The sequence below is a fragment of the Sphingomonas sp. Leaf242 genome (assembly GCF_001422045.1).
Lineage (GTDB): Bacteria > Pseudomonadota > Alphaproteobacteria > Sphingomonadales > Sphingomonadaceae > Sphingomonas.
In genome coordinates this window covers 415,335-430,069 of the sequence record NZ_LMLW01000009.1, presented here as the reverse complement: position 1 = coordinate 430,069, position 14,735 = coordinate 415,335, and the positions used below count along the sequence as shown (strand labels likewise).

The 14,735-nt window shown below is 66.1% G+C and carries 14 protein-coding genes; 12 read left to right on the top strand and 2 right to left on the bottom strand.

The window, feature by feature from the left end; genetic code table 11:
* The first annotated feature begins 42 nt into the window (after window positions 1-42).
* From ASF09_RS13235 to ASF09_RS13200, 8 genes are all read left to right on the top strand, one after another.
* Complete coding sequence (locus ASF09_RS13235; RefSeq protein ID WP_060526631.1) at window positions 43-1,101, top strand: substrate-binding domain-containing protein; 1,059 nt, start codon at window positions 43-45, stop codon at window positions 1,099-1,101.
* A 313-nt stretch (window positions 1,102-1,414) separates the two neighbouring features.
* On the top strand, window positions 1,415-2,791 hold the full coding sequence (gene pstC / locus ASF09_RS13230; protein ID WP_060526630.1) for a phosphate ABC transporter permease subunit PstC: 1,377 nt from the start codon (window positions 1,415-1,417) through the stop codon (window positions 2,789-2,791).
* Window positions 2,784-4,082, top strand: a complete 1,299-nt coding sequence (gene pstA, locus ASF09_RS13225) for a phosphate ABC transporter permease PstA (RefSeq protein WP_060526629.1) — start codon at window positions 2,784-2,786, stop codon at window positions 4,080-4,082. Before pstC ends, pstA begins: the two co-directional genes overlap by 8 nt.
* The gene (gene pstB, locus ASF09_RS13220) at window positions 4,082-4,861 is read left to right on the top strand and encodes a phosphate ABC transporter ATP-binding protein PstB (RefSeq protein WP_056051462.1); all 780 of its coding nucleotides are present in this window, start codon (window positions 4,082-4,084) and stop codon (window positions 4,859-4,861) included. The genes pstA and pstB overlap by 1 nt, the downstream gene beginning before the upstream one ends.
* A 14-nt stretch (window positions 4,862-4,875) precedes the next feature.
* A complete protein-coding gene (gene phoU, locus ASF09_RS13215) occupies window positions 4,876-5,565 on the top strand; it encodes a phosphate signaling complex protein PhoU (RefSeq protein WP_060526628.1) in 690 nt (229 codons plus the stop codon).
* Entirely contained in the window at window positions 5,565-6,257 is a 693-nt protein-coding gene (gene phoB / locus ASF09_RS13210; protein ID WP_055873047.1) for a phosphate regulon transcriptional regulator PhoB, read from the top strand. Before phoU ends, phoB begins: the two co-directional genes overlap by 1 nt.
* Before the next feature lie 127 nt (window positions 6,258-6,384).
* Window positions 6,385-6,726 (top strand): hypothetical protein, encoded by a 342-nt coding sequence (locus ASF09_RS13205; protein WP_056051466.1) that lies wholly within the window; start codon window positions 6,385-6,387, stop codon window positions 6,724-6,726.
* Between the two features lie 95 nt (window positions 6,727-6,821).
* Window positions 6,822-7,721 carry an SDR family NAD(P)-dependent oxidoreductase gene (locus tag ASF09_RS13200; protein WP_060526627.1) on the top strand — a complete coding sequence of 300 codons (900 nt, stop codon included), beginning with the start codon at window positions 6,822-6,824 and terminating at the stop codon, window positions 7,719-7,721.
* A 75-nt stretch (window positions 7,722-7,796) separates the two neighbouring features.
* On the opposite strand, the gene ASF09_RS13195 is transcribed toward ASF09_RS13200, so the two are convergent.
* Together ASF09_RS13195 and ASF09_RS13190 are read right to left on the bottom strand one after the other, a co-directional pair.
* Window positions 7,797-8,108 carry a PilZ domain-containing protein gene (locus tag ASF09_RS13195; RefSeq protein WP_060526626.1) on the bottom strand — a complete coding sequence of 104 codons (312 nt, stop codon included), beginning with the start codon at window positions 8,106-8,108 and terminating at the stop codon, window positions 7,797-7,799.
* Between the two features lie 151 nt (window positions 8,109-8,259).
* Entirely contained in the window at window positions 8,260-8,670 is a 411-nt protein-coding gene (locus tag ASF09_RS13190) for a phasin family protein (protein WP_056051472.1), read from the bottom strand.
* Window positions 8,671-8,812: 142 nt separating this feature from the next.
* Here ASF09_RS13190 and ASF09_RS13185 point away from each other — a divergent pair, with 142 nt between their 5' ends.
* The 4 genes from ASF09_RS13185 (at window position 8,813) to ASF09_RS13170 (ending at window position 14,725) form a co-directional block, all read left to right on the top strand.
* Entirely contained in the window at window positions 8,813-9,427 is a 615-nt protein-coding gene (locus ASF09_RS13185) for a TetR/AcrR family transcriptional regulator (RefSeq protein WP_060526625.1), read from the top strand.
* Window positions 9,428-9,737: 310 nt separating this feature from the next.
* Window positions 9,738-10,136, top strand: coding sequence for a hypothetical protein (locus tag ASF09_RS13180; RefSeq protein ID WP_060526624.1), 399 nt, complete (start codon window positions 9,738-9,740; stop codon window positions 10,134-10,136).
* The gene (locus ASF09_RS13175; protein ID WP_060526623.1) at window positions 10,133-11,410 is read left to right on the top strand and encodes an efflux RND transporter periplasmic adaptor subunit; all 1,278 of its coding nucleotides are present in this window, start codon (window positions 10,133-10,135) and stop codon (window positions 11,408-11,410) included. Before ASF09_RS13180 ends, ASF09_RS13175 begins: the two co-directional genes overlap by 4 nt.
* Before the next feature lie 135 nt (window positions 11,411-11,545).
* A complete protein-coding gene (locus tag ASF09_RS13170) occupies window positions 11,546-14,725 on the top strand; it encodes an efflux RND transporter permease subunit (protein ID WP_060526622.1) in 3,180 nt (1,059 codons plus the stop codon).
* Window positions 14,726-14,735: the final 10 nt, after the last annotated feature.

Sequence of the window (14,735 nt, the reverse complement as noted above, 5' to 3'; positions counted from 1 at the left end):
ACTGTCACACAGGATCGTCTTAAGTACCGCTAAGGCCGGTGCATGACGGGAATTCTGGTGCAGCGGTTCGTTCTACTTGGGGTGTTGGGTGCTCTGGCCGCGTGCGTCGATCAGGCGAACGGCGGCGGTGCTGGCTCGCGCGATCAGATCACCGCGGTCGGATCGTCGACGGTCTACCCGTTCACGACGATGATCGCCGAGCAGCTGATCGCGAACGATCCCGATGCCAAGGCGCCGGTGATCGAATCGACCGGGACCGGCGCGGGCATGAAGCTGTTCTGTGCGGGCGTCGGCGCGGCGCATCCCGATATCGAGGACGCGTCGCGGCGGATGAAGGCGAGCGAGTACGCGACGTGCGCGAAGAACGGCGTGCGCGACGTGATCGAGATCCAGGTCGGGATCGACGGCATCGCCTTTGCCGAGGCGAAGAACGGCCCGAAGATGCAGCTGACGCCGACCGACCTCTACAAGGCGCTGGCCGCCAATCCGGGCGGCAAGGTGAACACGGCGCGGGTCTGGCGCGACGTCAATCCTGCGCTGCCCGCGGTGCCGATCCAGGTTTACGGGCCGCCGGCTACGAGTGGCACGCGCGATGCGCTGGCCGAGCTGATCCTGACCAAGGGGTGCGAGGCGAGCGATCCTTCGGCCAAGGCGCTCGCGAAGTCGGATGCCGAGGCGCACAAGGCGCTGTGCACGCGGGTGCGCGAGGACGGGGTGTATGTCGATGCGGGCGAGAACGACAATCTGATCGTCCAGAAATTGCAGTCGAACCCGAATGCGATCGGCGTGTTCGGATACAGCTATCTCGAAGAGAACAAGGACGACGTGAACGGGGTATCGATCTCGGGCGTGGCGCCGACCTATGCGACGATCGCGGACAATGCATATCCGGGATCTCGGCCGCTCTATATCTATGTGAAGAAGGCGCATCTGACAGCCATTCCGGGCTTGCGGAACTTGTTGAAGCTGTATGCGGCGAACTGGGGTGCGACGGGGCCGTTGGTGAAGCGGGGGTTGATTGCGTCTCCGGCGGCGATTCAGGCGCGGTCGGCGGCGATCATCGCGAACGAGACCGTGCTGGATCCGGCGGTGTTGTCGTGATGCGTGTTTCGTCCAATCATACGCCCGTCCCAGTTCCCCCGCGAACGCGGGGGCCCAGGAGCCAAGCGCGCCGCCGGAACTTAGCTGGGCCCCCGCGTCCGCGGGGGAACGGAGATTTGGCGGCGACAACACCACTTAACAGGGCAACCACCCCGGCGAAGGCCGGGGCCCAATTGGGCACCGTTGCATTGGTGAGTGCAGCGCCCCGTTACCCCGACCTTTCCAATTGGACCCCGGCCTTCGCCGGGGGGGAGTCCCCCCCGGTGCTCTATCGGATTCATGCCGAAATAGCAGCATTCGGCGGGCACGCCTGATGTCCCCCATCGCCCTCCTCTTCCTAGTCCTTGGCCTGGGCCTGATCGGCTGGCTCACCGCCCGCGTCCGCGCCACACGCTTCCGCGCCGGCAGCACCGTGCGGTTCAGCTCGCTGCCGTCGCATCACGGCTGGTACGTCGCGTTGTGGACCTCGATCCCGCCGCTCGTCTTCCTCGTCGTCTGGTCGATGACCGCACCCGCGCTGGTCACCGACGCCGTGCTCGCCACGCCAGCCGCGATCCAGCTCCCCCCGCCAGGCTTCGACCGCGCATCGATCCTGTCCGAAGCGCGCACTCTCGCGGAGGGTCACAGCTTCGGCGCGTTCCACGGGCTCGCGCGGACGCTCGCCCCGTCCTACACCGCGGCGCAATCGCGCTACGACTGGATCGCCACCGCCGCCGCGCTGCTGCTCGCGTTCGCCGGTGGCGCGTTCGCCTTCACCCGCGTCAAACCCGGGTTCGGTGCGCGGACGCAGGTCGAGCGGGTCGTGATGCTGATGCTGCTCGGCGCGTCGCTGATCGCGATCCTGACCACCGTCGGCATCGTCGCCTCGCTGCTGTACGAATCCGCGCGGTTCTTCTCGGTCGTGCCGATCACCGATTTCCTGTTCGGGACGCACTGGAGCCCGCAAGTCATCGATGGCCGCGATCCGGGCGCGTCGCTCGGCGCGGTGCCGTTGTTCTGGGGGACGTTCTTCATCGGCGCGGTGATCGCGATGATCGTCGCCATCCCGTTCGGGCTGATGAGCGCGATCTACCTCACGCAATATGCCGCGCCGAACACGCGCAAATGGATGAAGCCGATCCTCGAGGTGCTCGCGGGCGTGCCGACCGTCGTCTATGGCTATTTCGCCGCGCTGACCGTTGCGCCGGCGGTGCGTGACCTCGCCGTGTCGGTCGGGATCAGCTGGGCATCGTCGGAAAGCGCGCTCGCCGCGGGACTCGTGATGGGCATCATGATTATCCCGTTCGTGTCGTCGATGGCCGACGACTCCATCGCCGCGGTCCCCTCGTCGATGCGCGACGGCAGCCTCGCGATGGGCGCGACCTCGTCCGAGACGATCCGCCGCGTGCTGCTCCCCGCCGCCCTCCCCGGCGTCGTCGGCGGCGTGCTGCTGGCCGTGTCGCGCGCGATCGGCGAGACGATGATCGTCGTGATGGCCGCCTCCGGTGTCGCGACGCTGACGCTCAACCCGTTCGCGAGCACCACCACGGTCACCAAGCAGATCGTCGACCTGCTGACCGGCGAGGCCGAGTTCGACAGCCCCAAGACGCTCGCCGCGTTCGCGCTCGGCCTGACGCTGTTCGTGGTCACGCTCCTTCTCAACATCGTCGCGCTGCGCGTCGTCAAACGGTACCGCGAAGCCTATGAGTGACACGCTCGTGCCCCAACTGCCCGTGAGTGCTGCGGAACCGGTGCGCCGCGTGCCGACCGACTGGACGACGCAGGCGATGCAATCGCGGATCAAGCGTCGTTACGCATCCGAACGCCGCTTCCGCTTCGCCGGGCTCGCCGCGGTGTGGCTGTCGGCCGCATTCCTCGCCTATTTGCTCATCACGATGGTAATGCAGGGCGCCAGCGGCTTCGTCGAGACGCGCGTATCGCTGCCGGTCGATCTCGCGGCCGCCAAGCTGCCGATCGAGCCCGCGCGCTTGGTCGGTCGCGGCGCCGATCTCGCGCTTGCCGGCGCAGGGCTCGAAGGCACCGTCGACCTCGCCGCGACCAAGGCGTTCGGCAAGGACGGCACCGACCTGCTTTCCGACGGCGCCTGGGCGGTGGTGCGCGATGCGATCAAGGCCGACCCGTCGCTGCTCCAGCGCAGGACCGTGTTGGAAGTCCCCGTTTCCAGCCCGATCGACGTCGCCGCCAAGGGCAACGGCACGCGCGACGCCGAAGCGATCGTCGCGCGGCTGAAGGCGAGCGGCGCGCTGACCCGTGGGTTCAACGCCGGGTTCCTCACCTCGGCGGACTCGACCGATGCCACGCGCGTCGGGATCTGGGGGGCGTTCAAGGGGTCGTTGTTGACGATGATCGTCACGTTGCTGCTGGCGTTCCCGATCGGCGTGCTGTCCGCGCTGTACCTCGAGGAATATGCGCCGAAGAACCGCTGGACCGACCTGATCGAGGTCTCGATCAACAACCTCGCGGCAGTGCCCTCAATCATCTTCGGTTTGCTCGGCTTGGCCGTTTTCCTCGGGACGTTCGGCATGCCGCGTTCGGCGCCGATCGTCGGCGGCCTCACGCTCGCACTGATGACGATGCCCGTGATCGTGATCGCCGGGCGCAACGCGATCAAGGCGGTGCCGCCGTCGATCCGCGACGCCGCGCTCGGTATCGGCGCGTCGCCGGTGCAGGTCGTCTTCCACCACGTCCTGCCGCTCGCGTTGCCCGGCATCCTCACCGGCACGATCATCGGCATGGCGCGTGCGCTGGGCGAGACGGCGCCGCTGCTGATGATCGGCATGCGCGCCTTCATCGCCGCCCCGCCGTCCGGGCTGAGCGATCCCGCGACCGTGCTGCCCGTCCAGATCTTCCTCTGGTCCGATCAGGTCAGCCGCGGCTTCGTCGAGAAGACCTCCGCCGCGATCATCGTCCTGCTCGTGTTCCTGCTCGCGATGAACGGCGTCGCGATCTACCTCCGCAACCGATTCGAGACCCGCTGGTGATGCCAAAACCTTTCAAGCCTCCCGTCCTCAAGATGACGGCGCGCAACGTGTCTGTCGCCTATGGCAGCAAGATCGCGATCAACGATGTCTCGATCGACGTCGACCAAGACGAAGTCGTTGCGTTCATCGGCCCGTCGGGCTGCGGCAAGTCGACCTTCCTGCGCACGCTGAACCGCATGAACGACACCGTCGCGAGTGCGCGCGTGACCGGGGAGATCAAGCTCGACGGCCAGGACATCTATTCGCCCGACATGGACGTGGTGCAGCTGCGTGCCCGCGTCGGCATGGTGTTCCAGAAGCCCAACCCGTTCCCCAAATCGATCTACGAGAACGTCGCCTACGGCCCGCGCATCCACGGCCTCGCCGGCGCAAAGGCGGATCTCGACCGGATCGTCGAGAAGTCGCTGCGGCGTGCGGGCCTGTGGGACGAGGTCAAGGATCGGCTGAGCGACAGCGGCACCGCCTTGTCGGGCGGCCAGCAGCAGCGCCTGTGCATCGCGCGCGCGATCGCGGTCGATCCCGAGGTCATCCTGATGGACGAGCCGTGTTCGGCGCTCGATCCTATCGCCACCGCCAAGATCGAGGAACTGATCCACGAACTGCGCGGCCGCTACGCCATGGTGATCGTCACGCACAACATGCAGCAGGCCGCTCGCGTCAGCCAGAAGACCGCGTTCTTCCACCTCGGCACGCTGGTCGAATACGGCAACACCTCGGACATCTTCACCAATCCCCGCGAAGAGCGGACCAAGGATTACATCACTGGCCGTTACGGCTGAGTCGGGAAACGACCATGAACACGCATACGGTCAAGGCCTTCGACAACGACATCGGCGAGCTCCGCGGGTTGATCTCGCAGATGGGCGGGCTCGCCGAGGACGCGATCGACAAGGCGATGCAGGCGCTGCAACGCAACGACCTCGCGCTCGCGGAGCAGGTGCGCGTCGCCGACAAGCAGATCGACGTCATCGAGGCGGAGGTCGAGCGGCTCGCGGTGCGGATCATCGCCCTGCGCGCGCCGATGGCGGTCGACCTGCGCGAGGTGGTCGCCGCGCTGAAGATCGCGGGCGTCGTCGAGCGGATCGGCGATTACGCCAAGAACATCGCCAAGCGCGTGCCGATGATCGAGAGCGAGCACCGGATCGAGCCGATCTCGATCCTGCCCGCGATGGGCCGGATGGCGAGCGAGATGGTCCACGACGTGCTTGACGCGTTTGCCGCGCGCGACCCCGAGGAAGCCGTCCGCGTCGTCGAATGCGACAACGCGCTCGACGATTTCTACGACAGCATTTTTCGCACACTCGTGACCTACATGGTCGAGAACCCCAGGACGATCGGCCAAGTCGCGCATCTGCTGTTCGTCGCCAAGAACCTCGAGCGGATCGGCGACCACGCCACCAACGTCGCCGAGATGGTCTATTTCGCCGCGACCGGCACGCAGATGGTCGATCGCGAACGCGGCATGAAGAAGGAGCAGGCATAATGGCACGCGCAAAGATGCTGCTGGTCGAGGACGATGCCGCCCTCGCCGAATTGCTGGTCTGGCATTTCAAGCGCGAGGATTTCGAGATCGCGCATACCCCCGACGGCGAGGAAGCGTTGCTGCTCGCCAAGGAGAAAGTGCCCGACATCGTCCTGCTCGACTGGATGGTCGAGGGGTTGTCGGGGATCGAGGTGTGCCGTCGCCTGCGCCGCGCACCCGAGACGCAGAACGTGCCGATCATCATGCTCACCGCGCGTGGTGAGGAAGAGGATCGCGTGCGGGGTCTCGAAACCGGCGCCGACGATTACGTGACGAAGCCATTTTCGCCGCGCGAACTCGTCGCGCGCGTCGGCGCGGTGTTGCGCCGCGTCCGCCCTGCCCTCGCCGGTGAAGCGCTTAGCTATGCCGACATCGAGATGGACACGGTCGGCCACAAGGTCCGTCGTTCGGGCGAAGTCGTGTCGCTCGGACCGACCGAGTTCCGGCTGCTAAAGCATTTCCTCGAGCATCCGGGCTGGGTGTTCTCGCGCGAACGGCTGCTCGATGCGGTGTGGGGACATGACTCGGATATCGAGAGCCGCACGGTCGACGTGCACATCCGGCGGTTGCGCAAAGCCATCAACGTCGGCGAGCGTCCGGATATCATCCGTACGGTCCGTTCGGCGGGATATTCGCTCGATACGGGGGGCTGAAACCCTGTCCCGATCTGGGTCTAGCGGCGACCCGAATGGAATCGGTTGCGAAACGAAGGACCCAAGCTCGACTTAGTGCGTTCAACCGTCGCGCTACCAAAATGGTGCACCCATTTAGGAGATTCGTATGAAGTCCATTCTTCTCGCCGCCGCCGCTCTTCTCGCGACGCCCGTGATCGCCCAGACGGCTCCGGCCGATCCCGCAGCGCAGACGGCACCCGCCGATCCCGCCGCGCAGGCCGCACCCGCCGACCAGGCGGCGCCGGCACCTGCCGATCCGGCAGCGGCAGCACCCGCCGATGCCGCCGCACCGCCGGCCGCACCGATGGCGCCCCCCGCACCGCCAGCAGGTGCAGGCAAAATCGTCTTCGGTCAGCCGACCGTGACGCCGCCGACGCCCGCACCGGCCGACTATCCGGTCTGCTCGAAGACGGTCAAGGACGGCTGCCGCAACCGCGGCGGCAAGTAAGTCCGGCGGCAAGCGGCGCATGATCCTGCCGCTTGCCTAGCTGGCTTTACGTTCTAGGAAAGGCGCTCCAACTATAAGAGAGGGGCGCCTTTTCCATGTCTATCAGTTTCGAAAATCAGGTCGCGATCGTCACCGGCGCAGGCGGCGGTCTCGGTCGCGAATACGCGCTCGAACTCGCCCGTCGTGGTGCGAAGGTCGTCGTAAACGATCTCGGCGCCTCGCGCGACGGGACCGGCCATTCCGACGCCGCGCTCCAAGTCGTCGAGGAGATCAAAGCCGCGGGCGGCGAGGCGATGTCGAACGGCGGCAGCGTCACCGACTACGATCAGATGGTCGAGATGGTCGCGCGCGCCTCCGAGAAATGGGGCGGCGTCCACATCCTCATCAACAACGCCGGCGTGCTGCGCGACAAGAGCTTCGCCAAGATGGAGCCGGCCGATTTCAAGTTCGTCGTCGACGTCCACCTGAACGGCTCGGCCAACGCCACCAAGGCGGTGTGGGACACGATGCGCAGCCAGAACTACGGCCGCATCCTGATGACCGCGTCGTCGACCGGTCTCTTCGGCAATTTCGGCCAGGCGAACTACGGTGCCGCCAAGCTCGGCCTCGCTGGCCTGACCAAGACACTCGCGATCGAAGGCGCGAAGAACAACATCAAGGTCAACACGATCGCGCCGACCGCGGGCACGCGGATGACGCAGGACATTTTCCCCGAGGAAGCGTTCAAGGCCTTCTCTCCCGACAAGGTCGCGCCCGCCGCGGTGTTCCTCGTGTCGGAGGACGCACCCACCAACATGATCGTCGGCGCCGGCGCCGGGGTGTTCCAGGCGGCGTATGTTACGCTGACGCAAGGCAAACTGCTGACCGGCGACGATCTGTCGGTCGAAGGGGTCGCCGCGCATTGGGACGCGATCATCGACCGTGCCGGGGAAATCGTTCCCCAGTCGGGGTCGGAACAGTCGATGAGCATCCTGGCCAAACTACAGGGGCGTTAGAATCCCCGCACCCGTGCATCGCCGTCGGCCGCGGACAATACGGCATGTGCGGGGAGAGGCCTTATTCCCCTCGAGTCATTTGGCGTAAGGGTCGTTCAACGCCGCCAGCCAGCCGGCGGAGGGTGGGGCAACGACGTGCCCTGCCACCCGTCGCGCCCTGGCAAGTGCGAGATCGATTGGCTCGTGGAACCGCAATCCGGCAAGGCCCGCCCTCACCCACATCACATCGGCGACCATATGCTCGACCCTGCCGATCACCAGCACGACGACGTCGCCCACGGCCATTTTGACGGGTTGCACGATGCACATCCCCATCTCGGAGATGTTGGTCACCCGGTGAGCGGTACTGCCCGCTCGGCCGACCTGAAAAACATCCGCACTCAACATGACGCTGGTCCGCGTCGCCCGTCCAAGGAATGTCGAAGGTTGCATCGCTCACGTCTGCAGGAGTGCGGGAGATGATCCGAAGCCATTCAGCTCAAGACCGAACCAGGACACCCTGCCCAACAAGACGTCCCGGACCGACATACGACGACCGTTACGTGTCGCCGTTCCGCAGCGGCGCGACCGCATCCTTGCCGAAGCGCATGATCAGTTCGCCGATCTCGCGCGCCTGGCTCATGCTGCGCTGGCTTTGCTCGCGCAGATAGTCCCCCTGGATCTTCATGACCTGCTGAAGGTCCTTGGCACTCGCCGCCTCGCGCATCGCGGTAAATGCTTCGCGCGCGTTCTGCTCGGCCTGGTCGATCATCGTCTTGCCGATCGTCGCGCCGCCCTCGGCGATCTTCTCGCCCGATTGCTTCATCGCCTCGCCGGCACGCTTGGCGGGCTCGGCGACCTTCTCGGAAAAGCTGGCCCGCGCGGTGTCGGCGCCTTCGCGAATCCGGTCGGCGGTCGCTTTGGCATAGTCCGCACCCTGATCGATCGCGCTTTTGACTTCGTCGGCCATGATCTCGTTCCTTTCGATTCCACCGGTCACGGCTCTTTCAACCGGCACGTGCCGCAATGGTTGCACAAAGGAAACACCGATCGCCAGTATGATCTTGCGGTAACTGGACCTTTTGACGTGTCGGCCCTATATACCGACCGGTATGAATAGGCTTTGCACGCTCACCGCCCCCAAGGGCCGCCCCCGCGAGTTCGATCTCGACCAGGCGTTGGCGGGTGCGCTGCGCGTATTCTGGCGCAACGGCTATGAGGGCGCGTCGATGGCGGAACTGACCGCCGAGATGGGGATCACCAAGCCCAGCCTCTATGCCGCGTTCGGCAACAAGGAGGCGCTGTTCCACAAGGCGCTCGACCTCTACGAGCGCGAGAAGCTCGCCTACATGACGTCAGCGCTCGACGCGCCGACTGCACGTGCCGTAGCGGAAAACCTGCTACGCGGTGCGTTGCAGATGCAGATGAGCACGTGCGACCCGAAAGGCTGCCTGAGCGTCATCAGCAGCGTCGCGTGCAGCGCGGAAGCCGAGCCGATCAAGGCCGAGGTCGCCAAGCGTCGCGCGTCGTCTGAAGCCGCGCTGATGAAGCGGTTCGACGAAGCCAAGGCGGCGGGCGAGTTCCCCGAAGGCCTCGAGTCGCACGCGCTGATGCGCTACCTCTTTGCAATCATGCAGGGCCTGTCGATTCAGGCCGGCTCAGGCGCTAGCTGCACCGAGCTCCAGCAACTCGTCGAGACCAGCATGCTCATGTGGCCAACCAAATAGACACGGTTTCTACCGCGCTGCGGAAAAAATACCGGCCGGTACAAAAGTCTTGTTGACTAGATGAACGCCAGGTTTATATACCGACTGGTATCGAAGCTCTCTCCTACTTCGGATGGGGCAGCCGGGGACACCAACCCATGACCACGGTTAAAACCTAGGCTTCAGCCGAACTTTCGAAAATTCCAAGCGGGCAAGCGCGGCACGGTGATGTGCCGGCAACGACCGCGCACGCCTCGCGACCAGCTGACGTCGGTGGACCGTCCACCGACGAAGGCCAGCGCTTGCCCAAGATCAAAAGGGGGACAATCCCATGGCTTATCTCGACCTCGACAACATGTTCGCTTCGCCCGTCACCAGCCGCGCCCAGGCCGTGACGGCTCCTGCCCCGACCGGCTTTTCCGCGCTGGAATGGAGCGTCATCGCGCTCGCCAAGCGCGACACGTTGCGCAGCCTGTCGGGCCCTAGCCGCATGTCGCGCGCAATGGGCAGCCTGTTCGGCCTGAGCACCGCGTCGCGGCTCGCCGATCCCCGGCTCGAGGCGCTGCGGCGGATGGCGGTGTACGCCTGGCGCCGCGGCTTCGCGCTGCCGATGGCCGAGATCCAGGGCTTCCTCGCCGCCGGCTTTGCCGAGTCACAGATCGAAACGCTCGTCGAGAGCGTGACCGGCATGCGCGTCGGCATCCAGCAGAAGCGGAGCATCGCAGCGTGAACCAACTTACCACGATCACGGCCGCGAACGACGCCGACGTCGTCGCGTCGCCGCCCGCGGACCGTCACCGACGACCCGCATGGCAGCGCGGCGCGATGGTGCTCGTGCCGATCGCGCTGCTCGGTGCGGTCGGCGTGAAGCTGTTCGACCATCCCGACGCGGCGATGGCGGCACCCCCGCCCGCCTCCGTCACGGTCGCGTCGCCGCTGGTGCGGCAGGTCAGCGAGTGGGACGATTATGTCGGCCGGTTCGCACCGAGCCGTACGGTCGAGATCCGTCCGCGCGTGGCAGGCGAAGTCACCGGGATCCATTTCCGCGACGGCGAAATCGTCAGCAAGGGACAATTGCTCTTCACGATCGATTCCCGCCCGTTTGCTGCGGCTCTGGCTGAGGCGCATGCCAATGTCGCCAGCGCAAAGAGCGCCTTGTCGCTGGCTCGCACCGACCTTGGCCGCGCCCAACGATTGGTCGCCGATGAAGCGGTTTCGGCAGGCGAAGTTGACGCGTTGCGTGGCAAGCTGGAAGCAGCTCAGGCCGCGCTCGCCGCAGCCCAAGCCCGCGAGCGCGCCCGCGCTTTGGACGTAGGCTTCACGCAGGTTCGCGCGCCAATCGGCGGTCGTATCTCCGACCGCCGCGTCGATGCGGGCAACCAGGTCGCGGGCGGCGAAGGCACCGGCGGCACGGTGCTGACCACGATCAACGCACTCGACCCGATCTACTTCACGTTCGACGGCTCCGAGGCGCTGTACCTCAAGACGCAGCGCGCACGGCAGCCCGGCGCGACGCCAGCGGCGGTCGAGATCCAGTTGCAGGACGAGACCGAGCATCGCTGGAAGGGCAAGCTCGACTTCACCGACAACGGGCTCGACCAGCGTTCGGGCACGATCCGTGGCCGGGCGGTGCTCGCCAATCCGGGGTATTTCCTGACGCCGGGGATGTTCGGCAACATGCGCTTAGCGAGTGCGGGAACACGGCAGGCGCTGCTGGTGCCCGACGATGCGGTGCAGACCGATCAGGCGCGCAAGGTGTTGCTGACGATCGATGCGAAGAACGTCGTGAGCCAGAAGCCGGTCGAACTAGGACCGGTGGTCGATGGGCTGCGCATCGTGCGCTCGGGGATCGGGCCGAACGACCGGATTATCATCCAGGGTACGCAGATGGCGATGCCCGGCTCGACCGTCGCGCCGAAGGTCGGCCGGATCGTGGTCGCCTCGGGTGCGAGTGCGCCGGCATCGGTCCAGCCCATCTCGGGCGAGGCTACACTCGCCAAGTAACCACCACCCCGGCGAAGGCCGGGGCCCAGGTGGGATAGCGTTTCGATGTAATTATTGCGGTTCGCCCAACTGGGCCCCGGCCTCCGCCGGGGTGGTGTTGGCGCGTGCCCGCCTCCCTCTACCGAGGAAATTCCCATGCGCTTCTCGCGCTTCTTCATCACCCGGCCGATCTTCGCGGGCGTGATCGCGGTGATCATCACGATCGTCGGTGCGATCGCCTATATGACGCTGCCGGTGTCGCAATATCCCGACATCGTCCCCCCCACCGTCACTGTCAGCGCGACCTATCCCGGCGCCTCCGCCGAGACGGTCGCGGAAACCGTCGCCGCGCCGATCGAGCAGGAGATCAACGGCGTCGACAACATGCTGTACCAGTCGTCGCAATCGACCGGCGACGGCAAGGTCACGATCACCGTCACCTTCAAGATCGGCACCAACCTCGATGCCGCGCAGGTGCTCGTCCAGAACCGCGTCGCAGTCGCCGTCCCGCGTCTGCCCGAGGACGTCCAGCGCCTCGGCGTGGTGACGCGGAAGACGTCGCCCGACTTCCTGATGGTGGTGAACCTCGTCTCGCCCGACAACTCGCTTGATCGCGGCTATATCTCCAACTACGCGCTCACGCAGGTCCGCGATCGCCTCAGCCGCATCGACGGCGTCGGCGACGTGCAGCTGTTCGGCGCGCGCGATTATTCGATGCGCGTCTGGATCGACCCTGGTCGCGCCGCCGCACTCGACCTCACCGCCGGCGAGATCGTCGCGGCCTTGCGCGCGCAGAACGTCCAGGTCGCCGCCGGCACGCTCGGACAGCCGCCTTACGACAAGGGCAACAGCGCGTTCCAGCTCAACGTCGAGACGCAGGGCCGCCTGACCGATCCCAAGCAGTTCGCCGACGTCGTCATCCGCACCGACGCACAAGGCCGCCAGGTCCGCGTCTCGGACGTCGCGCGCGTCGAACTCGGCGCGCAGGATTACGGCGCCAACACCTATCTCAGCGGCAAGCCGACGGTCATCGCTGCTGTCTTCCAGCGGCCCGGCTCGAACGCGCTCGGCGCGGCACAAGCCGTCACCGCCGAGATGGAAAGCATGTCGAAGCGCTTCCCCAAGGGCCTCGAATACAAGGTCATCTACAACCCGACCGAGTTCATCGCGCAGTCGATCGACGCGGTGAAGCACACGCTCTTCGAGGCGATGGTCCTCGTCGTGCTCGTCATCCTCGTCTTCCTGCAGAAGTGGCGCGCGGCGATCATCCCGATCGTGGCGATCCCGGTCTCGCTGATCGGTACCTTCGCGGTGCTCGCCGCCGCCGGATACAGCCTCAACAACCTCTCGCTGTTCGGCCTCGTTCTCGCGATCGGCATCGTCGTCGATGACGCGATCGTCGTGGTCGAGAATGTCGAGCGCAACCTCGAACACGGGCTCTCTCCCTTGGAGGCGGCGCGTACGTCGATGGACGAAGTGTCGGGCGCGCTCGTCGCGATCGTGCTCGTGCTGTGCGCGGTGTTCATCCCGACCGTGTTCCTCACCGGCCTGTCGGGCGCGTTCTACCGTCAGTTCGCGGTGACGATCTCGACCGCGACGATCATCTCGCTGCTCATCTCGCTGACGCTGTCGCCGGCGCTCGCCGCGATGCTGCTCAAGCCAACCGCCCCCGCGGACTCGGGCAACCGCCTGACCCGCACCGTGCGGCGTGCCGGCGATGCCTTCAACCGCGGGTTCGAACGGATGAGCGAGAGCTATGCCCGCCTCACCGCCCGCCTGGTCACCGCACCGAAGCGCATGATGATCGCCTATGCCGCACTGATCGCGGTCACGGTCGGCGTGTTCACGATCACCCCGTCCGGCTTCGTTCCCGCACAGGACCAGGGCTACTTCCTGACCGTCATCCAGCTTCCGCCCGGCTCGTCTGTCGAGCGCACCGATGCCGTCATGCAGAAGGTCGCGAAACGCATCCTGCCGCTCGCCGGCGTCAAGGGCGCGGTCATGCTCGCGGGCTTCGACGGGCCCTCGCAGACGCTTGCCCCCAACTCGGCGGCCGCGTACATCCCGCTCAAGAGCTTCGAGGAACGCAAGAAGCTCGGCGTCACGCTCGCCAGCATCATGGCGGAATCGCAAAAAGCGACCGGCGACATCACCGAAGCGCGCCTACTGATCGTCCCGCCGCCGCTCATCCAGGGTATCGGCTCGGCCGGGGGCTATCGCCTGATGGTGCAGGACCAGGGCGGCCACGGTTACGCCGACCTCGGCAAGACGAGTTACGCGCTGATCGGCCAGGCGAACCAGACCAAGGGTCTCGCCCAGATCTACACGTTCTTCGACACCGCCACGCCGCGCATCTTCGCCGATGTGGACCGCGCCAAGGCCAACCTCTTGGGCGTTCCCCCCGAGCGCGTGTTCGAGGCGTTGCAGGTCTATCTCGGCTCGGCGTTCGTAAACGACTTCAACCTGCTGGGCCGGACCTACCGCGTCACCGCGCAGGCCGACGCACCGTTCCGCAACACCACCGCGGATATCGCCAACCTGAAGACGCGCTCCAACTCGGGCCAGATGGTCCCGGTCGGCTCGGTTTCGACGTTCAAGGACAAGACCGGCCCGTACCGCGTGGTCCGCTACAACCTCTTCCCCGCGGTCGAGGTCGATGGCGACACTGCCAAGGGCTATTCGTCAGGCCAGTCGCTGGTCGCGATGGAGAAGCTCGCCGATGCGTCGCTCCCTGCCGGCTACGCGCATGAATGGACCGGCATCGCCTATCAGCAGAAAGCAGCCGGCAGCACCGCCGCGCTCGTCTTCGGCATGGCGGTGGTGTTCGTCTTCCTCGTGCTCGCCGCGCAATATGAGAGCCTGACGCTACCGCTCGCGATCATCCTGATCGTGCCGATGTGCCTGCTCGCCGCAATGACCGGCGTGAACCTGCGAGGCATGGACAACAACGTCCTCACGCAGATCGGCTTGGTCGTGCTGATTGCACTCGCCGCGAAGAACGCGATCCTCGTGGTCGAGTTCGCCAAGCAGGCCGAGGAACAGGACGGCCTCACCCCGGTCGAGGCCGCGGTACGCGCGGCGAAGGACCGGTTGCGGCCGATCCTGATGACGAGCTTCGCCTTCATCCTCGGCGCGGTGCCGCTGGTGATCGCGACCGGTGCGGGTGCGGAACTCCGCCAAGCGCTCGGGACCGCGGTGTTCTTCGGGATGATCGGCGTGACCGGGTTCGGGCTTCTCTTCACCCCTACCTTCTATGTCGTCGCACGGGCGCTGGCGCTGCGGTTCGAACGCCGCAAGCCAACCGCTGCCGCCCCGACGCTCCAGCCAGCCGAATAGGACCAGCATC